At 65.5% G+C, this 19,505-nt stretch carries 19 protein-coding genes; all 19 read left to right on the top strand.

Annotated features, from left to right (window positions below):
• Nucleotides 1-35 precede the first annotated feature (35 nt).
• A complete protein-coding gene (locus CXX84_RS14650) occupies nt 36-1,235 on the top strand; it encodes an amidohydrolase (protein WP_102977451.1) in 1,200 nt (399 codons plus the stop codon).
• 99 nt (nt 1,236-1,334) lie between these two features.
• Complete coding sequence (locus tag CXX84_RS14645) at nt 1,335-1,769, top strand: MarR family winged helix-turn-helix transcriptional regulator (RefSeq protein WP_102977450.1); 435 nt, start codon at nt 1,335-1,337, stop codon at nt 1,767-1,769.
• Nucleotides 1,770-1,827: 58 nt separating this feature from the next.
• The gene (locus tag CXX84_RS14640) at nt 1,828-2,256 is read left to right on the top strand and encodes an organic hydroperoxide resistance protein (RefSeq protein WP_102977449.1); all 429 of its coding nucleotides are present in this window, start codon (nt 1,828-1,830) and stop codon (nt 2,254-2,256) included.
• Nucleotides 2,253-3,263 carry an NADP-dependent oxidoreductase gene (locus CXX84_RS14635; protein WP_102977448.1) on the top strand — a complete coding sequence of 337 codons (1,011 nt, stop codon included), beginning with the start codon at nt 2,253-2,255 and terminating at the stop codon, nt 3,261-3,263. The genes CXX84_RS14640 and CXX84_RS14635 overlap by 4 nt, the downstream gene beginning before the upstream one ends.
• 296 nt (nt 3,264-3,559) lie before the next feature.
• Entirely contained in the window at nt 3,560-4,630 is a 1,071-nt protein-coding gene (locus CXX84_RS14630) for a BMP family protein (RefSeq protein WP_102977488.1), read from the top strand.
• A 176-nt stretch (nt 4,631-4,806) separates the two neighbouring features.
• Nucleotides 4,807-6,381, top strand: a complete 1,575-nt coding sequence (locus CXX84_RS14625) for an ABC transporter ATP-binding protein (RefSeq protein WP_102977447.1) — start codon at nt 4,807-4,809, stop codon at nt 6,379-6,381.
• Nucleotides 6,374-7,747 (top strand): ABC transporter permease, encoded by a 1,374-nt coding sequence (locus CXX84_RS14620; RefSeq protein WP_102977446.1) that lies wholly within the window; start codon nt 6,374-6,376, stop codon nt 7,745-7,747. The genes CXX84_RS14625 and CXX84_RS14620 overlap by 8 nt, the downstream gene beginning before the upstream one ends.
• Entirely contained in the window at nt 7,744-9,069 is a 1,326-nt protein-coding gene (locus CXX84_RS14615) for an ABC transporter permease (protein WP_102977445.1), read from the top strand. The genes CXX84_RS14620 and CXX84_RS14615 overlap by 4 nt, the downstream gene beginning before the upstream one ends.
• The gene (locus CXX84_RS14610; protein ID WP_102977444.1) at nt 9,056-9,493 is read left to right on the top strand and encodes a cytidine deaminase; all 438 of its coding nucleotides are present in this window, start codon (nt 9,056-9,058) and stop codon (nt 9,491-9,493) included. The genes CXX84_RS14615 and CXX84_RS14610 overlap by 14 nt, the downstream gene beginning before the upstream one ends.
• Nucleotides 9,490-10,821, top strand: a complete 1,332-nt coding sequence (locus CXX84_RS14605) for a thymidine phosphorylase (protein ID WP_102977443.1) — start codon at nt 9,490-9,492, stop codon at nt 10,819-10,821. The genes CXX84_RS14610 and CXX84_RS14605 overlap by 4 nt, the downstream gene beginning before the upstream one ends.
• Before the next feature lie 6 nt (nt 10,822-10,827).
• Nucleotides 10,828-11,457: a DedA family protein gene (locus CXX84_RS14600; protein WP_102977442.1), complete on the top strand. Its 630-nt coding sequence runs from the start codon at nt 10,828-10,830 to the stop codon at nt 11,455-11,457.
• 126 nt (nt 11,458-11,583) lie between these two features.
• Nucleotides 11,584-12,312, top strand: a complete 729-nt coding sequence (locus CXX84_RS14595) for a DedA family protein (RefSeq protein WP_102977441.1) — start codon at nt 11,584-11,586, stop codon at nt 12,310-12,312.
• A 39-nt stretch (nt 12,313-12,351) separates the two neighbouring features.
• Entirely contained in the window at nt 12,352-13,488 is a 1,137-nt protein-coding gene (locus tag CXX84_RS14590; RefSeq protein ID WP_102977440.1) for an adenosine deaminase, read from the top strand.
• Nucleotides 13,489-13,561: 73 nt separating this feature from the next.
• Nucleotides 13,562-14,155 carry a MazG nucleotide pyrophosphohydrolase domain-containing protein gene (locus CXX84_RS14585; protein ID WP_102977439.1) on the top strand — a complete coding sequence of 198 codons (594 nt, stop codon included), beginning with the start codon at nt 13,562-13,564 and terminating at the stop codon, nt 14,153-14,155.
• A 132-nt stretch (nt 14,156-14,287) separates the two neighbouring features.
• Nucleotides 14,288-15,568 (top strand): phosphopyruvate hydratase, encoded by a 1,281-nt coding sequence (eno, locus tag CXX84_RS14580; RefSeq protein ID WP_102977438.1) that lies wholly within the window; start codon nt 14,288-14,290, stop codon nt 15,566-15,568.
• A 125-nt stretch (nt 15,569-15,693) separates the two neighbouring features.
• The gene (locus tag CXX84_RS14575) at nt 15,694-16,389 is read left to right on the top strand and encodes an FtsB family cell division protein (protein ID WP_102977437.1); all 696 of its coding nucleotides are present in this window, start codon (nt 15,694-15,696) and stop codon (nt 16,387-16,389) included.
• A gap of 28 nt (nt 16,390-16,417) precedes the next feature.
• Complete coding sequence (locus CXX84_RS14570; RefSeq protein WP_102977436.1) at nt 16,418-17,089, top strand: DUF501 domain-containing protein; 672 nt, start codon at nt 16,418-16,420, stop codon at nt 17,087-17,089.
• A complete protein-coding gene (locus CXX84_RS14565) occupies nt 17,086-18,033 on the top strand; it encodes a Ppx/GppA phosphatase family protein (protein WP_102977435.1) in 948 nt (315 codons plus the stop codon). Before CXX84_RS14570 ends, CXX84_RS14565 begins: the two co-directional genes overlap by 4 nt.
• 5 nt (nt 18,034-18,038) lie before the next feature.
• Nucleotides 18,039-19,454: a S8 family serine peptidase gene (locus tag CXX84_RS14560; RefSeq protein ID WP_102977434.1), complete on the top strand. Its 1,416-nt coding sequence runs from the start codon at nt 18,039-18,041 to the stop codon at nt 19,452-19,454.
• Nucleotides 19,455-19,505: the final 51 nt, after the last annotated feature.

Raw genomic sequence — 19,505 nt, 5'->3', positions numbered from 1 at the left:
GCCTGTATTCACGCGAGTCTCGCTAGAGTGAAACAGTGCGCAATTACACTACTGAAGCCGAGCCCACCGCCCTGGTGGCTCCGTGGCTCGAGCCGCTCCTGCCGGAACTGATCGACTTCCGGCGGGATCTTCATGCGCACCCGGAACTGTCCTTCAAGGAGTTCCGCACCACGGACAAGCTGGCTGAGCGGCTCGAGGCTGCGGGACTCAGCCCCCGCCGCCTGGACGGGACCGGGCTCACGGTGGACGTGGGGGCCGGCCCCATTGCCACTGCGCTGCGCGGTGATATCGATGCCCTACCCATCATCGAGGAGACCGGGCTTCCTTTCGCTTCCAAGAATCATGGTGTGACCCACGCCTGCGGGCACGATGTCCACACCACCACCATGCTGGGCATCGCGCTGGTGCTGCACCGGATGCACCAGGAGGAGCCGCTCGGGGCCACTGTGCGGATCATCTTCCAGCCTGCCGAGGAAACCATGCCCGGCGGCGCGCACTCCTGCATTGAGCAGGGCGTGCTGGACGGCGTGCCGCGGATCCTGGCCCTGCACTGCGACCCCCGGATCGACGTGGGCAGGATCGGCACCCGCATCGGCGCCATTACGTCAGCCTCTGACACCATCCGGATTGAGCTGTCCGGCCGCGGCGGCCACACCTCGCGGCCGCACCTGACCGAAGACCTGGTGTTTGCTCTGGCGCAGATTGCGGTGAATGTCCCCGCCGTCCTTTCGCGCCGGGTGGATGTCCGCAGTGGAGTGTCGGTGGTGTGGGGGCAGATTTCCGCTGGTTCGGCACCCAACGCGATTCCGGGGACCGGCTACATGGCTGGAACCATGCGCTGCCTGGACCGCGACGCGTGGCACGAAGCGGGTGAGCTCCTGGACGAGGTGGTCCACCAGGTGGCGGCACCCTACGGCGTGGACGTCCGGCTGGAGCACACCAGGGGAGTGCCCCCGGTAGTCAACTCCGAGCATGAAACAGCCATCATCGAGGCGGCCGCGCGCGCCGAAATCGGCGAAAGCGCAGTGGTGCTGACCCCGCAGTCCATGGGCGGGGAAGACTTTGCCTGGTTCCTTGCCGAACTGCCCGGCGCCATGATGCGGCTGGGCACCAAGACCCCTGGCGGCGAGGAATACGACTTGCACCGCGGGGACTACATCGTGGACGAACAGGCGCTGGGTTTGGGCATCCGCGTGCTCACGGCAGCGGCGCTGCGCACCATTCGCGACCTTTAGGCGGACCCGGCTCCCCGGCGTCGACCCCTTATGCATGTCCTTCCGATCGGGCATGACAGGTAAGTTGTGCACAACTTAATTGTCCGTTATCGTATTCTCATGATTGATGCACCACGGCTGGACCGCCAGGTCTGCTTTGCGCTCTATTCGGCCTCCCGGGCTGCAACCGCTGTGTACCGGCCGGTTCTCGAAGAGCTTGGCCTGACGTATCCGCAGTACCTCGTCATGCTGGTGCTGTGGGAAAACGAGCCGCGCGGGGTCAAAGAGCTGGGCGAGGAGCTGGGGCTGGATTCCGGGACGCTGTCGCCCCTGCTGAAGCGGCTTGAGTCGCTGGGACTCGTAGAACGGCGCCGCTCGGGCGAGGATGAACGGCGCGTGGCCATCCACCTGACGCCGGCCGGCAGGGACCTCAGTGGCAAGGCCGGCACCATTCCCCAGCGGCTGGCTGACGCTGCAGGCCTCTCGGCCGGGGAACTCGACCAGCTGCGGGCCACCCTGGGCAGGCTCACTGCCGCACTGCACAACGCCCAATAGCCGGCGGCAAGCCTGCCGGCCCATTACTTTTCCATGCCCACTACAGGACGGATATGACATGAAGACCCTTTACACAGCGGAGGCCCTGGCCTCCGGCGAAGGCCGCGACGGCAATGCCCGGAGCAACGACGGCATTTTGGATGTCGCGCTTGCCAGCCCGGTGGAACTCGGAGGCAGCGGGCAGGGCACCAACCCGGAGCAGCTTTTCGCAGCTGGCTACGCTGCATGCTTCCACTCCGCCCTGCGGCTGGTTGGCCGCAAGGAGCGCGCCGACCTGACCGACTCGGCGGTGGCGGCAAAAGTGCATCTCGGCCAGCTGGAAGACGGCGGCTTTGGCATCGCAGCGGAACTCGAAATCGCCCTGCCTGCGCTGGACCTCACCACGGCGGAACAGCTCGTGGCCAAGGCCCACCAGATCTGCCCGTATTCCAACGCCACCCGGGGAAACATCCCGGTGGACATCAAGATCCTGGAGTTCGCAGCATGAGCCTTCCTGCCACAGCCCGCGAAATCCAGCTCGCTTCCCGCCCGGTGGGCCGGCCTGTCCAGGAGAACTTCCGGCTTGCCGAGTCCGCGCTGCCGGAAGTAAGCGAAGGCCAGATTTTGGTCAGGAACCTCTACATGTCCGTCGACCCCTACATGCGCGGACGCATGAATGACGTGAAGTCCTACTCGGCACCTTTCGCCCTGGACAAGGCGCTCGACGGCGGCGCGGTGGGTGAGGTGATCGCGTCCCGTTCAGGCGGGCACCAGGAGGGTGACGTCGTCGTGCATTCCCTCGGCTGGCGGGACTACGCGGTGGTGGACGCAAACGCCGTCACTCCTGCCCGCACGGAGCTGGCGCCGGCGTCCGCGTTCCTGGGGGCCCTTGGCATGACGGGTCTCACCGCTTACGCCGGACTGCTGAAAGTCGCTGAGTTCATGCCAGGGGATGCGGTGTTCGTCTCCGGCGCGGCAGGAGCGGTGGGCTCACTGGTGGGCCAGATCGCAAAAGCCATGGGCGCTTCCCGGGTCATCGGCTCGGCCGGTTCCCCGGCCAAGGTGGCGCGGCTGCTGGAGCTCGGGTTTGACGCCGCCTTCGATTACCACGACGGTCCGGTGCGCGGGCAGTTGGAAAAGGCTGCCGGTCCCGCCGGTATCGACGTCTATTTCGACAACGTGGGCGGGGAACACCTCGAGGCGGCGCTTTCCGTCCTCAACGTTGGCGGACGCGTGGCGATGTGCGGTGCCATAGCCCAGTACAACTCCACTGAACCGACACCTGCGCCCCGCAACCTGATGCTGGCCATCGGCAAGCAGCTGACGCTCAAGGGGTTCCTGGTAGGCGGCCAGCGGCAGCACGCCGCGGAGTTCGCGGAGAAGATGGCCGGCTGGCTTGCTGACGGCACTGTCCGCTACGACGAGACGATCGTGGAGGGGCTGGAAAACGCACCGCAGGCCTTCATGGATCTCCTGGACGGAGCCAACACCGGAAAAATGCTGGTCCGCCTCTAGGAAACGCCGATCCACCCAAACCTCAAGGGGGCGCCGCTTAGTCGCGGCGCCCCCTACTGGTTGGTAACAACTTGTAAACGATCTTCCGGATACCCGGCTGCCGTGCTATTGGGACGTGGCGCAGGCCACTAAAGTGGGTGCCATCAGTGCGCTCCGGCGCAGTGCTGCGTGCCCTCAGTGAAAACAGAATTTCAGTGCAGAAACGGACACTCATTGAATTCGAGCCGTAGCGCCACTCTCTTCATCCTGGAGGAAAATTGAAGAACTCACTGCGTGCAAGTTTCAAACGCGGTTCAATGGCCGGCGTGGCTACCCTCGGTGCTTCAGCGCTTCTGTTGACCGCCTGCGGCGCAGCCCCTGAAGCCGGAAGCACCTCGACCGAGGGAGCCAGCGACTACACCGGCTGCATCGTCTCGGACTCCGGCGGGTTCGATGACCAGTCCTTCAACCAGTCCTCCTACGAGGGACTGAAGAAGGCCGAGACGGACCTGGGCATCAAGGTCAACCAGGTTGAGTCCAAAACCAACAACGACTTCGAACCGAACCTGCGTGCCATGGTCAGCGCCGGTTGCGACCTTACGGTCACAGTAGGGTTCCTGCTCGGTGATGCCACCAAGGCACAGGCCGAGGCCAACCCGGACAGCCACTTTGCGATTGTCGACTTCGGCTACGAGACGCCGATCGCCAACGTCAAGCCGATCATCTACGACACCGCCCAGGCGGCATTCCTGGCCGGCTACCTCGCGGCCGGCACCACCAAGACCGGCACGGTGGCCACGTTCGGCGGAATCAAGCTTCCCACCGTGACGATCTTCATGGACGGCTACGCGGACGGCGTGAAGTACTACAACGAGCAGAAGGGCAAGGACGTCAAGCTCCTTGGCTGGAACAAGGAAGCCCAGGACGGCAGCTTCACCGGCGACTTCGAAAAGCAGGATGTTGGCAAGCAGCTCACCCAGAACTTCCTGGACCAGGGCGCAGACATCGTGATGCCGGTGGCCGGTCCGGTGGGCAAGGGTGCAGGTTCCGCGCTCAAGGAAGCCAAGGCCGCCGGCAAGGACGTCAAGCTGATCTGGGTTGACTCCGACGGCTACCTGACGGCTCCGGACTACAAGGACATCATGCTCTCCTCCGTCATGAAGACGATGGGCGAGGCAGTTGAAAACGTGGTCAAGGAAGACAAGGAAGGCAGCTTCGACAACACCCCGTACGTGGGCACGCTGGCCAATGAAGGCGTCCAGCTGGCACCCTTCCACGACCTCGACTCCCAGGTCCCGGCAGAACTGAAGTCCGAGCTGGACCAGATCAAGAAGGACATCATTGACGGAAAACTGAAGGTCGAATCCGCGGCAAGCCCGAAGGCCTGATCCCCGCCTGAGCGCCACCCCCGGCCGGTTACGGACTGGCCGGGCGGTGGCGCTTTTTGCTGGCTGCCCCTCACCAGGCAGCAGCCCGCGTATCCAGGACTGCACCCACTAGGCTGGTGCTGCAGCCATATATCCCGTCCGGTCGATCACCGGACGCTTCGAGATTGGTCAGAGTTTTGAAACTTGAACTCAGAGGGATCACTAAACGCTTTGGCACCCTGCTCGCCAACGACCACATCGACGTGGTGGTTGAGCCCGGACAGATCCACTGTCTCCTGGGCGAGAACGGTGCCGGCAAGTCCACCCTCATGAACGTGCTGTACGGGCTCTACGAGCCGTCCGAAGGCGAAATCCTCATTGACGGCACCCCTGTTTCCTTTCGGGGACCCGGCGATGCGATGGAGGCAGGCATCGGGATGGTGCACCAGCACTTCATGCTGGTCCCCGTCTTCACGGTCGCGGAGAACGTAGCGCTCGGCGCCGAACCCACCAAGGCAGCCGGCTTCCTGAACCTGGACGAGACCCGCCGCCGGATCAAGGAAATCTCTGACCAGTACGGCTTCGACGTGGACCCGGACGCCCTGGTGGAGGATCTGCCGGTGGGCGTGCAGCAGCGCGTGGAAATCATCAAGGCCCTGGTCCGCAACGCGAAGGTCCTGATCCTGGACGAACCCACCGCCGTCCTGACACCACAGGAGACCGACGAGCTGCTGGACATCATGCGCCAGCTCAAGTCCGGCGGCACGTCCATCGTGTTCATTTCACACAAGCTGCGGGAAGTGAAGGCGGTTTCGGACACGATCACCGTGATCCGGCGCGGAAAAGTGGTTGGCACGGCTGATCCCGCGGCGTCCACGACGGAGCTGGCCTCCATGATGGTGGGCCGTGCAGTCAGCCTCACTCTGGACAAAGCCCCGGCCCAGCCGAAGGAAAAGACGTTCGAGGTCCGGGACCTTACGGTGATCGCTCCCAACGGCCAGCACGTGGTGGACGGCCTCAGCTTCGACATTTCCCGGGGCGAGATCCTTGCGGTTGCGGGCGTGCAGGGCAACGGACAGACGGAGCTGACTGAAGCCATTCTTGGCCTCCAGGATCGCGTGCACGGTTCCATCCTGCTGGACGGCAAGGAACTCCTGGGCCGCAGCGTCAAGGAGGTGCTGAATGCCGGTGTCGGGTTCGTCCCCGAAGACCGCTCCGTGGACGGCCTGATCGGCACCTTTTCGATCGCTGAAAACCTGATCCTTGACCGTTACGATCAAGCCCCCTTTGCGAAGGGCATTGGCATGAGCCCGGCCAAGGTGCTGGAAAACGCCAAGAGCCGGATCGAGGAATTCGATGTCCGGACCCCGTCAGGAGCCCTGGCCGCCGGAACATTGTCGGGCGGCAACCAGCAGAAAGTGGTGATGGCCCGCGAGCTGTCCCGCCCGCTGCGCCTGTTCATCGCTTCCCAGCCCACCCGCGGCGTGGACGTGGGTTCCATCGAATTCCTGCACAAGCGGATCGTGGCTGAACGGGACCAGGGCACGCCCGTGATGATCATCTCCACCGAACTGGACGAGGTGATGGAACTGGCCGACCGGATTGCGGTGCTGTACAAAGGCAAGCTGGTGGGGATCGTACCGGCCGGCACGGGCCGCGACGTCCTGGGCCTCATGATGGCCGGCATCGCGCCTGAGGAGCACACCCATCCCGCTCCCGCCGGCACCGCCACGGCTGCCACTTCCGACGCCGAAGGAGGCGACCATGTCTGACAAGCATTCCCCTAAGCACTCTTCCAGCGGCCCCGCTGGCACATCACGGCAAGCCTCCTCCGCAGAGGAGCAGACGGCCGCCGTCGTATCCGTTGATACCGCCGGCGGCGCCATGGAGCCGTCCGCGGTCCCGGCCACCGCCCAAAGCGGCCAGCTCCCGGGCGGCCCCGACACCCTGCTTCGCAAAATCTTCACCGGCAGCGGCATGGTCTCGGTCCTCGCCGTACTGCTGGCCCTCATCATCGGCGGGCTGCTCATCGCCAGCACGGACAAGCAGGTGGCCACCACGTCCACCTACCTGTTCGCCCGGCCCACCGATTTCCTGGCCGCCGTCTGGAACGCGGCTACCCGTTCCTACATTGCCCTGTTCCAGGGGTCGGTCTTCAACCCGAGGGGCAACGGCATTGCGTCGCAGTTCGCGCCTTTCATGGAGACCCTCACCATCGCCACCCCGCTCATCACGGCCGGCCTGGGCGTTGCCCTGGCATTCCGTGCGGGACTCTTCAACATCGGCGCGCAGGGCCAGATCATCGTGGCCGGCATCCTGGCCGCCTGGGTGGGCTTTGCGCTCGAGCTGCCAATGGGCCTGCACCTGCTCCTGGTCCTGGTGGCAGGCATTATCGGCGGTGCCTTCTGGGGCGGACTCGTCGGCCTCCTCAAGGCCCGTACCGGCGCCCACGAAGTCATCCTGACCATCATGTTCAACTACATCGCGCTGTATTTCCTGCGCTATCTCCTGAACACCCCCGCCTTCCAGCGGCCGGGGGAGTCGAACCCCATCTCGCCGATCCTGGACCCCACTGCCGTCTACCCGCAGATTCTTGGCAGCCAGTACCGCCTCCACCTGGGCTTCCTCCTGGCCATCGCTGCCACGGTCCTGGTCTGGTGGCTCTTAAACCGTTCCACGGTGGGCTTCGAGTTCCGTGCAGTCGGAGCAAACCCCAAGGCTGCACAGACGGCGGGCATTAACGTGTCCCGCTCCACCATCCTCGTCATGGCCATCGCAGGCGGCCTGGCCGGAATGTCCGGAGTCGCGCAGGTGGCGGGTACCGAAAAGGTCCTTACCGACGGCGTTGCCGCCACCTACGGTTTTGACGCCATCACGGTGGCCCTGCTGGGACGCTCGACGCCGTGGGGCACGTTCGCGGCCGGCCTGCTGTTCGGTGCCTTCCGGGCAGGCGCAGTCCAGATGCAGATACAGACCGGGACACCCATCGACATCGTGCTGGTGGTCCAGTCCCTGATTGTCCTGTTCATTGCGGCTCCGCCGCTGGTCCGGGCCATCTTCGGACTGAACCCCAGACGCCGGAAACCGGCCCGCCCGGCCACGTCCCGCGAGGCAGCAACCACCGGAGGTGCAGCATGAGCACGACAGTCTCCTCATCCAGGTCCGGCAACCCGCAACCGGAAAGCGCCGGCAAGGACGCCAGTGCCGCCACGGTCTCAGCCAAGCCGGTGAGCTGGAAAACACCGGTGCTCCTTACTGCCTTCGGGCTGATTGCGCTGGTGTTCTTCGGACTGCTGGCACCCAGCCAGACCGCCAGTTTCGGGATCTCGACCGGCAGTGACTTTTTCCAGCTTCCGGCCCTCGAAGTGAACGCTTTCGCCGGCGGCCTGGTGCTGTCCATCCTGATGCTGGGGCTTGCGGCGTACGCCGTGTACCTCAAGACCCGGGACAAGGCCGCCCCGGGCTGGCTCACGGTGGCGTTCATCGTCCTGTTTGTGGCCGCGTTCCTCATCTGGGTCGTGGGCGGGGCCCGCACCCCGAGCATCTCGCTGGCCGGGCTTATTGCCGGATCCGTCACCCTCGCCGTTCCGCTGGTGTTCGGATCGCTGTCCGGCGTCCTCTGTGAACGGGTGGGCGTGGTGAACATCGCCATCGAGGGGCAGCTGCTGGGCGGAGCGTTCACGGCCGCCATCGTTGCCAGCATCACGCAGAACCCCTTTATCGGGCTTCTGGCCGCTGCCGTGGCAGGTGCAGCGGTGTCCATGGTGCTGGCCCTGTTCAGCATCAAGTACCTGGTCAACCAGATCATCGTCGGCGTTGTCCTTAACGTGCTGGTCTCGGGCGTGACGGGCTTTCTGTTCAGCACCGTGATGCAGGCCAACAAGGCGCAGTTCAATTCACCGCCCGGGCTGGACATCATCGAAATACCCGTCCTGTCCGGCATCCCGGTCATCGGTCCCATCCTCTTCAGGCAGTCCCTGGTGGGTTACCTGATGTATATTGCGGTCCTGGTGGTCTGGGTGGGCCTGTTCAAGACCAGGTGGGGCCTGCGCGTACGGGCTGTCGGCGAGCATCCGCAGGCCGCCGACACCCTGGGCATTAACGTGAATGCCACCCGCTTCTGGAACGTCACGCTGGGTGGTGCCGTGGCCGGCATCGGCGGCTCGTTCTTCACACTCGTGGCTATCGACAGCTTCACCAAGGAGATCTCGGGAGGCCGCGGCTTCATCGCCCTTGCCGCCCTGATCTTCGGCCGGTGGAACCCGATCGGGGCCTTCTTCGCAGCGCTCCTGTTCGGATTCGCGGACAACCTCCAGAGCATCGTCACCATCATCGGCACGCCCGTTCCCAGCCAGTTCATGGCCATGCTTCCCTACCTGGTGACGGTCCTGGCAGTGGCAGGGCTGGTTGGTAAATCCAGGGGACCGGCAGCCAGTGGTATTCCGTATGTCAAGGGCTGACGGCGTGGCCGGCACCGGGGGCACGCCGGAGCCGGTCGACTGGGAGGCACTGAAGGCCGCCGCCCTCGCCGCCATGCACAACGCCTACGTTCCCTATTCGAAGTTCCCGGTGGGGGCCGCGGCCCTGACCGGCGACGGCCGGCTGGTCAGCGGCTGCAATGTGGAGAACGCCAGCTACGGCCTGACACTCTGCGCCGAATGCGCGCTGGTGGGAAACCTGCACATGACCGGCGGCGGACAGCTCCGCGCGTTCTACTGCGTGGACGGGAGCGGCAACGTGCTGATGCCATGCGGACGCTGCCGGCAGCTCCTGTACGAGTTCCGCGCACCGGACATGGAGCTCATGACGACCCAAGGCATCAAATCCATGGACCAGGTGTTGCCTGATGCCTTCGGTCCCGAACACCTGGAGGAAACACGGTGACTGAAACGGTGACAGAGAACCACAATGCCGAACCCTTCGACGCCGTGGATATCATCCGCGTTAAGCGGGACAAGGGTGTCCTGAGTCCAGAACAGATCGACTGGACCATCGACGCCTACACCCGCGGTGCCATCGCCGATGAGCAGATGGCTGCCTTGAACATGGCCATCCTGCTGAACGGCATGAACCGCACGGAGATCGCCCGGTGGACGGCGGCCATGATCGCTTCAGGCGAGCGGATGGACTTCTCCAGCCTACGCAGGCCCGACGGCGGCCTGAAGTACACCTCGGACAAGCACTCAACGGGCGGCGTGGGGGACAAGATCACGCTGCCTCTCGCGCCGTTGGTTGCGGTGTTCGGGGTAGCCGTTCCGCAGCTTTCCGGCCGGGGCCTGGGTCATACCGGTGGCACCCTGGACAAGCTTGAGTCCATTCCCGGGTGCCGTGCCTCCCTCAGCAACGACGAGATCCTGGCCCAGCTGCAGGATGTGGGTGCGGTGATCTGCGCTGCCGGTGCAGGCCTGGCACCGGCAGACAAGAAGCTCTACGCCCTGCGGGACGTCACCGGCACGGTTGAGGCCATCCCGCTCATCGCTTCCTCCATCATGAGCAAGAAAATCGCCGAGGGTACCGGCTCGCTGGTCCTGGACGTCAAGGTAGGCAGCGGGGCCTTCATGAAGGACGAGGCCAGGGCCCGCGAACTCGCGGAGACCATGGTGGCGCTGGGCAAGGACGCGGGCGTGAACACGGTTGCCCTGCTCACGAACATGAACACCCCGCTTGGGCTCACCGCGGGCAATGCCATCGAGGTGGAGGAATCCGTGGAAGTACTGGCCGGGGGCGGTCCTGCCGACGTGGTGGAGCTAACGGTCAGGCTGGCCCAGGAAATGCTCGCGTGTGCAGGAGTGCACGACGCCGATCCGGCCGCTGCCCTCAAGGACGGCCGCGCCATGGACGTCTGGAACCGCATGATTGAAGCCCAGGGCGGGGATCCGCGGGCCTCCCTTCCCGTCGCCCGCGAATCCGAGGTGGTCTACGCCCCTGCGGACGGGGTGCTCGTGGAGCTGGATGCCCTTGCCGTCGGTGTTGCAGCCTGGCGCCTCGGTGCGGGACGGGCCCGCAAGGAAGACGCCGTGCAGGCAGGCGCGGGAGTCCGGATGCACGCCAAGCCCGGCGCCGTCGTCCGTGCCGGGGAACCCCTGATGACCCTGCTGACGGACACTCCGGAACGCTTTGCCCGGGCCAGGGAAGCCCTGGAACACGCGGTGGTTATCGCACCGGAGGGGTCGCGGCCTGCACAACGGCTGATCATTGACCGCATAGCATAGGAACCCATGCAGGCCATCAATGACTTCATCCTCGCCGCCGCCGGACAGCCATGGGTGCTGTTTGTGGTCCTCGCCTGCTGTGTCATTGACGGCTTTTTCCCGCCCATTCCGAGCGAATCGGTGGTGGTGGGCCTGTCTGCCGTCGCCGCCACCGCCGATGTTCCCAACCCCTGGCTCCTGATGCTGGTGGCGGCGCTGGGTGCATTCCTGGGGGACAACATCGCCTACCTGATTGGCCGCAGGGTGGGTACCCGGCGCTGGTCCTGGATGCGCGGACCCCGGATGCAGAGTGCTTTCAGGTGGGCAGGGCGTGAACTGCGGAAGCGGCCGGCGTCGCTCATCCTCGTGGCCAGGTTCGTCCCGATCGGACGGGTGGCGGTGAACCTTACCGCCGGCGTGACGCAGTATCCGCACGTTCGCTTTGTGGGGCTGACGTTCCTTTCGGCAACGTTGTGGGCGGGCTACTCGGTGGGAATCGGACTCTTCTTCGGCCAATGGTTCGAGGACAACCACCTGCTGGGTGCCGTGATCGCCATCGTGTGTGCCGTGGCGCTGGGCATCGTGGTGGATCTGGCCATCAACCGTGTCCGCCACCGGACGTCCATGATGGAGCGGATGAAGGAACCTGAAGCGTAGGTGAACCGTTGTTCCAGCAGGTGAGGGCGTAGCGAATGGCGCCTTGGCCGTGGGAGACTTAGGAACGATTTCCGCTTTGGCTGCGTCACTGACGGCTGGGCCATTTTGCATAGGAGCAAGACCTGCGTGGAGTTTATTAATGAGGCCGTGCTCCATGCAGCGGGCCAGTGGTGGATCTACCCGGTCCTGCTGGCGTTCTTCTTTGTCGACGGCTTCGCCATGGTGGTTCCCAGCGAGACCCTGATCGTGGCACTTGCCGCCTTTTCCCGGCACAGCGGGGAACCCAATCTCTGGATCCTCGGCTTCACAGCCCTGGTGGGAGCCATCGCCGGGGACAACATGGCGTTTATGCTGGGCCGGCGCATCGGCCTGAACCGGTGGAAGTGGATGCGCCGCCGCAGAGTGCAGAAAGCCTTCAGCTGGGCGCGCTACGAACTGGAAAAGCGCGGAGCCGTGCTGATCTTCACCGCCCGGTACATTCCCTGGGGACGGGTGGCCGTCAACTACGTCGCAGGCAGTACCGGCTATGCGCACCGCCGCTTCTTCCTGCTCGACGCTTTCGCCTGCGTCACCTGGGTGGGCTATTCCATCGGCATCGGGCTGCTGGCGAGCTCCTTCCCGTGGCTGCACCACAACCCGCTCCTCAGCGCCGGCATCGCCGTTGTCTTCGCGATCGTGCTGGGCATCCTCCTGGACCACGTGCTCCGGTGGTGGCACAAGCATCTCGCCCGAAAGGATGCCGGGGAGGTGGATGGCTGGCTCGACGGCGGCCCGTCCGGCGCCCGCGACCCACAGAACGGCAGTTCAGCCGTCCTTGCTTCCGCTGCCGGGGACGGCGAACCCACGGCACAGTAGCGGCTGGCTTTGGACCACGGGCCACCCTAAGGTGGGAACGTGACTGAGCCCATTGTTGACGCTGCCCCTGCCATTGACTTCGACCTGAAGAACCTGCCCAAGGTCTCCCTCCACGACCATCTGGACGGAGGACTGCGTCCGGCAACCATCATCGAACTCGCGGAAGCAGTTGGCCACACCCTTCCATCCACCGATCCCGTGGCGCTGGGCGAGTGGTTCCGTGAGTCCGCCAACTCAGGTTCGCTGGTCCGCTACCTGGAAACTTTCGACCACACCGTTGCTGTCATGCAGACCCACGAAGGCCTGTTCCGCGTGGCCAAGGAGTTCGTTGAAGACCTCGCTGACGACGGCGTGGTCTACGGCGAGGTGCGGTGGGCCCCTGAGCAGCACCTCCAGAAAGGCCTCTCGCTGGATGACGCAGTGGAGGCTGTGCAGGAAGGGCTTGAAGCCGGTGTCGAGGCCGTGGGGGAGAGCGGACGCGAGATCCAGGTGGGCCAGCTCATCACCGCCATGCGCCACGCGGACCGCGGCCAGGAAATCGCAGAACTCGCCGTCCGCCACCGCAACAAGGGGGCAGTCGGCTTCGATATCGCCGGGGCCGAGGACGGCTTCCTGCCCTCCCGCTTCAAGGACGCCTTCACCTACCTCGCGCAGCAGAACTTCCCGGCCACCGTCCACGCGGGTGAGGCTGCAGGGCTGGAAAGCATCCAGTCCGCGCTGGTGGACGGCCGTGCCCTGCGCTTGGGCCACGGCGTCCGGATCGCCGAAGACATTCTGGTGGAGTTCGACGACGATGACGACACCGGGGACACCATCGGCCTGGTGACCCTGGGTGACCTCTCCAGCTGGATCCGGGACCGGGGCATCGCCCTGGAAATCTGCCCTTCCTCCAACCTGCAGACCGGCGCGATCGCAGGGTTCGGCGACGGCATCGAAAGCCACCCGCTGGACATGCTGTACCAGCTCGGCTTCAACGTCACCGTCAACACGGACAACCGGCTCATGAGCGGTGTCACCCTGACCGACGAATTCGACCTCCTGGTGGAAACCTTCGACTACGATCTCGACGACCTGCTGGAGCTGACCCTGAACGCCGCCGAGGCGTCCTTCCTGCCGCTCGAGGAGAAGGAAGCGCTGGTGGAGTACATCAACGACGCCTACGCGAACCTTGGCTAGCGAGGCGGACGACGGCTCGCCGGTGGGGGAGCTCCTGTCCACGATCGCGTCGCTGCGTGAGCATTGTCCCTGGATGGGTGCGCTCACGCACGCGTCCCTGGTGGAGTACCTCCTCGAGGAGGCCTACGAGGTTGCCGAAACAATCGAGGCGCGGCATCCCGACGCCGAGTTGCTCGGTGAGCTGGGCGACGTCCTGCTGCAGGTGGTGCTCCACGCCCGGCTTGCCGAGGAACGGGGTGCTTTCAGGTTCGACGACGTCGCACGCGGCCTGCGTGCCAAAATGGTCCGCCGCAACCCCCATGTGTTCCGCCCGGACGGCTCCCTCCAGGAGGCCTTTCCCGCAACTGTCACTGAGATTGTGGAGAAATGGGACGCCGTGAAGCGGGCGGAGCGGCCGGAGCGGCGGGATCCCTTCGAAGGGATCCCGCAGGCCCTCCCGGCACTCGCCCGTGCGCAAAAGTCCATCGACAGGGCGGCCAGGGCGGGCTGCCGCGAATCCCGGCCACCGGTGGAAGCCGGTCCCTTCGCCTCGGAGGATGAGCTGGGGGAGCTGCTGCTCGCCGTCGTCTATTCCGCCCACGGCAGCGGATTGGATGCTGAGCGTGCCCTGCGTGGCGCTGTCCGGCGCTACCAGGAGCAGGCTCCGCCGCCGGCGGCACCGGGATAACCCCGCCATCATGACGTCCGGGGCTGGAGGAGTTTCCGTAACCCGGACCACTCTCGACTACGCTGGTCAGTGACGAGTACGTCGAGTCTTTCTGCAAGATCCCCCCGTTAATCGCCCATAAGGAGCAAATTCATGGCGCTTATCGATGCCATCCACGCCCGCGAGATCCTCGATTCCCGTGGCAACCCGACCGTAGAAGTTGAGGTTCTGCTCTCCGACGGCCAGATCGGCCGCGCGGCAGTTCCCTCCGGTGCATCCACCGGTGAGCACGAGGCCGTTGAACTGCGCGACGGCGACAAGGGCCGCTACCTCGGCAAGGGCGTCCAGAAGGCCGTCGACGCGATCATCGACCAGATCGCCCCGGCCCTGACCGGCTTCGACGCGACCGACCAGCGGAGCATCGACCAGGCCATGCTGGACCTGGACGGCACCCCGAACAAGGGCAAGCTGGGCGCCAACGCCATCCTGGGTGTTTCCCTGGCCGTCGCCAACGCAGCCGCTGCCTCCGCTGACCTGCCGCTGTACAAGTACCTCGGCGGCCCGAACGCCCACGTCCTGCCCGTCCCGCTGATGAACATCCTCAACGGTGGCAGCCACGCCGATTCCGACGTCGACATCCAAGAATTCATGGTCGTTCCGCTGGGTGCCGAGACCTTCTCCGAGGGCCTGCGCTGGGGCGTTGAGGTCTACCACGCCCTCAAGTCCGTCCTCAAGGAAAAGGGCCTCGCAACCGGCCTCGGCGACGAAGGCGGCTTCGCCCCGAACCTGCCGTCCAACCGCGCAGCACTGGACCTGATCCAGGAAGCCATCAAGAACGCCGGCTACACCCCCGGCAAGGACATCGCACTGGCCCTGGACGTTGCCTCCTCCGAGTTCTTCACCAACGGCGCCTACCAGTTCGAAGGCAAGTCGCTGACCTCCGCCGAGATGAGCGCGTACTACACCGAACTCGTCGCCGACTACCCGCTGGTCTCCATCGAAGACCCGCTGGACGAGAACGACTGGGACGGCTGGAAGACCCTCACCGACTCGATCGGCGACAAGGTGCAGCTGGTGGGCGACGACCTGTTCGTCACCAACCCCGCCATCCTGCAGCGCGGGATCGACACCAAGACCGCGAACTCGCTGCTGGTCAAGGTCAACCAGATCGGCTCCCTGACCGAGACGCTGGATGCTGTCAGCCTGGCCCAGCGCGCCGGCTACACCACCATCACCTCGCACCGTTCCGGCGAAACCGAGGACACCACCATCGCCGACATCTCGGTAGCCACCAATGCCGGCCAGATCAAGACCGGCGCACCGGCCCGCTCCGAGCGCGTTGCCAAGTACAACCAGCTGCTGCGCATCGAAGAGGAACTCGACGACGCCGCACGTTATGCCGGCCGCAGCGCCTTCCCGCGTTTCAAGGGCTAGTAGCCGCGTAAAGCACTGAACGGTGGCTATGGTTGGAAGACCATAGCCACCGTTGCTTTTTCAAGCAGCACTTGTTTCAGCACAGATAGTGGCGGCCCAGGCAGGCTGCGCGTTTCAGGAGTGTCATGGCTACCCGCCGTCCCAAAGTTCCCAAGGTTGCCCCACCCCGCTCCGCAACGGAAGCTTCCGACGGCGCGGACATCATCCGGGCGGAATTTGGCCCGGGCAAGGACACCAAGGCAGGGGAACCAGCCCGCCCGCAGCCCGCCAGTCCGCCGCCTGCCGGTAAGCGACCGGCCGGCCCGGCAACCGGACGCCGCGAGCCGCATGGCGGCAGAGGCAGCCGGCAGGCGGGCGGCCGCAAGGGGAGCAGCGCTACCGGACAATCCGCAAGGCACCCGCACCCCGAGACTGACGACGACGACCAGCAGCCCGTACCGGCCAAGGCCTTCTCCGGGCGAATGCTTGCCCTTGCCGTGGTGATGATTGCCATCACCATCATGCTCGCGCCCACGGTCAAGATCTTCTTCGACAAGAAGGCTGAGATCGACGCCCTGAATGCAGATATCGCTGCTCGCCAGGCGGAAGGTGACGTCCTCCGGCAGCAGGTCTCGCGCTGGCAGGATCCCAACTACGTGAAACAGCAGGCACGCGACCGCATTAACATGGTTATGCCGGGAGAAACCGGCTACTGGGTTTTCGGCAGCGATCTTCCGGCCGGAGAGACCGGCAGCCAGACCGGTGCAGCAGCACAAGACCCCGCCGATCTGCCGTGGGTGGATTCCCTGTGGGAGTCCATTACGCGCGCGGCTACAGACTGAACCGCAACAGGAAGGACGGCCCGCCACAGTGGAAAATAACACGGCAGCCGCCCGGGACGAATCCCGCCAACCATCCGTGCACGACCTGGAAGTACTGAGCCGCCAGCTGGGACGGCCGGTCCGTGACGTGGTGGAAATTCCTGCACGCTGCGTCTGCGGCAATCCCCTGGTGGCAGCGACCGCCCCGCGGCTCAGCAACGGAACGCCGTTCCCCACCACGTTCTACCTGACCCACCCGGTGATCACCTCGGCAGTTTCGCGGCTTGAGGCCGCAGGTGTCATGAACGAGATGAATGAGCAGCTGGCCGGCGATGAGGCGTTGTCCGCCCGGTATCGCCTGGCGCATGAGGCATATCTTGCGGATCGTGATGCCATTGGCGCGCGGTCCGGGATTGGCCCTGTACCCGAAATTGACGGCATCTCGGCCGGGGGTATGCCCACCCGCGTCAAGTGCCTGCATGTCCTGGTGGGGCATTCGCTGGCGGCCGGCCCGGGCGTCAATCCCCTGGGAGATGAAGCCCTGGCAAGGATCACCGAGTGGTGGACCGCAGACACGTGCTATTGCGACGGCGCCTGGGACACCTCAGGTGAGGTTCCTTCCCGGGACCTCAGCCGGCACGGGCCGCAGGGCCTGCCGGACATCGTGGGCCGGCCGGCGCCGGTCCGGAAATCGGCCGACGCCGCAGGGGCCGTGGAATGACGCGCGTGGCCGCCATTGACTGCGGCACAAACTCCATCCGCCTCCTGATCGCTGACGTCGAGCGGAACAATGGCAGCATCCGCCTTCGGGACGTGGTCCGGGAAATGCGGGTGGTCCGGCTGGGCCAGGGAGTGGACGCCACGGGCGAGCTCGCGCCCGAGGCACTGGAACGCACCTTCGCTGCAACCGCCGACTACGCCCGGCTCATCCGGGCTTCCGGAGCCACCAAAATCCGGTTCGTTGCAACCTCGGCCAGCCGGGACGCGCGGAACCGCGACGTCTTCGTGGATGGAATCCGGGACCTGCTTGGCGTTGAACCGGAAGTAATTTCGGGCGACGAGGAAGCCGCCCTGTCCTTCGCCGGAGCCAGCAGCGTGCTGCCCGTCCTGGACGGGCAGGAAGTGCTGGTGGTGGACCTGGGCGGCGGCAGCACCGAGTTCGTCATGGGTACAGCCGCAGGCGTCACGGCCGCAAAGTCTGTTGACATCGGCTGCGTCCGCCTCACGGAACGCCACCTCCGGGATGATCCTCCCGCTGCCGGCCAAATAGCAGCCGCGCAAGCTGACGTGGACGCGGCCGTTGCCCGTGCCCGCCAGGAGGTTCCGCTGGAACGCGCCACCGCCGTCGTCGGGGTTGCCGGTTCCATCACCACCATTACCGCGCATGCGCTGGGACTGACCGAATACTCACCGGATGCGATCCACGGCGCCGAACTCCCACTGGACACTGTCCGCGCAGCCGCCACCGATCTCCTGGCAATGCCGCGGTCCCGGCGGGCCGCCCTGCCGTACATGCATCCTGGACGGGTGGACGTCATCGGAGCCGGCGGACTCGTCTGGGGGCGCATCCTGGAACAGCTGGGGGAGCTCACCGGCGGCCGGATCGCCACCGCCATGGCCAGCGAACACGACATCCTCGACGGCATTGCCTTGAGCATCGGCTGACAAACATGCCCTTCCTTACTCCACGGGCAGCGCCCCCGCTCCGCAAGGCGGCGTCGGCCCTGCTGGCGCTGGCGCTCGTTGCCTGCTGCCTGGCCTCCGGGCTCTTTGCGGCTCCTGCAGCGCAGGCGGATGAATGGCGGGACAAGCAGTATTGGCTGGCCGAGTCCGGCATTACCAAGGCCTGGGAGGTTTCCAAAGGCGCCGGCGTTAAGGTGGCCGTCATCGACAGCGGAGTGGACGCGTCGCACCCGGACCTGAAGGGCGCTGTAGCCGGAGGCTACGACGCATCAGGGTCGGGCCGTCCGGACGGACAAAAAGGCGTGGGCATCAAACCTGAGCACGGCACCCTGGTGGCCACGATGCTGGCCGGACGCGGCCATCAGCCGGCAAGCCCGAGTCCCAGCCCAAGTGGGAGTCCCAGTCCCGGCCCCAGTCCGGCGCCGTCCCCTTCCGGGGTGGCACCTGACGGCATGGTGGGCGTGGCCCCCGAAGCCCAGATCCTTTCCGTCTCCACCTGGCTGGGGTCCAGCAATCCCTCCGGCAAGAGCGACCAGGACCAGATCCCGGAGGCCGTGCGCTGGGCGGTGGACAACGGCGCCAGGGTCATCAACATCTCGCTGGGGAGCACTACGCCACAGTGGCCGCAGAGCTGGGACGCGGCGTTCCTTTACGCAGAGCAAAAGGACGTGGTGATCGTTGCCGCTGCGGGAAACCGTATTGGCGGCAACATCCAGGTGGGGGCGCCGGCCACCATCCCCGGTGTCCTGACAGTTGCCGGGCTGGACCGGAAAGGGGCAGCAAGTGTAGACGCCTCCTCCCAGGGCATCAGTATCGGTGTGGCTGCGCCGGCTGAAACCCTGCTCGGCGGCGTACCGGGCGGGGGCTATGCCGAGTGGGCCGGAACCTCCGGCAGCACTCCTATCGTGGCCGGCGTAGCGGCACTGATTCGCTCCAAATGGCCGGCGATGAGTGCCGAGCAGGTCATCAACCGGATTATTACTACAGCCAAGGACGCGGGTGCGCCGGGCAAGGACCCGCTCTACGGCTTCGGGGTGCTGAACGCCGAGGCCGCGCTGAAGGACACCGTCCCGGAGGTTGCAGCCAACCCGCTGGGCTCCATTGCTGAGTGGATCCGTGTACACCGCCGGGGAAACCTTGCCACTCCCGCCCCGCTGCCCACCGCCGACGTCCCCAGCGCAGCACCTACGCTGCCTGAAGCGACGGTACCCGTGGCGGAGGCGCCCTCCCAGCGCGACACTGCCGTTAGCGCCGCCGTCGTGATCGGTTTTTCCGTCCTCTTTGTTGCCATCATCGGGGCAGCCGCCATCCAGCTGAGGCGGGCCGCCAGGAACCCTGCCCTGCTCCATGAAGACGCCGAAACCGGGGTGGCGGAGAAGGTGGAAACTGGTCCCAACCCCTAAGTTACGGGCGCCCACTTCAGCTAGTGAAGATTTTCACAAACTGTTGTATCC

It is taken from the genome of Arthrobacter sp. AFG7.2 (assembly GCF_002892835.1).
Lineage (GTDB): Bacteria > Actinomycetota > Actinomycetes > Actinomycetales > Micrococcaceae > Arthrobacter.
Note: the sequence above shows the minus strand (reverse complement) of the source record. Positions and strands in the feature narration are given on the sequence as shown.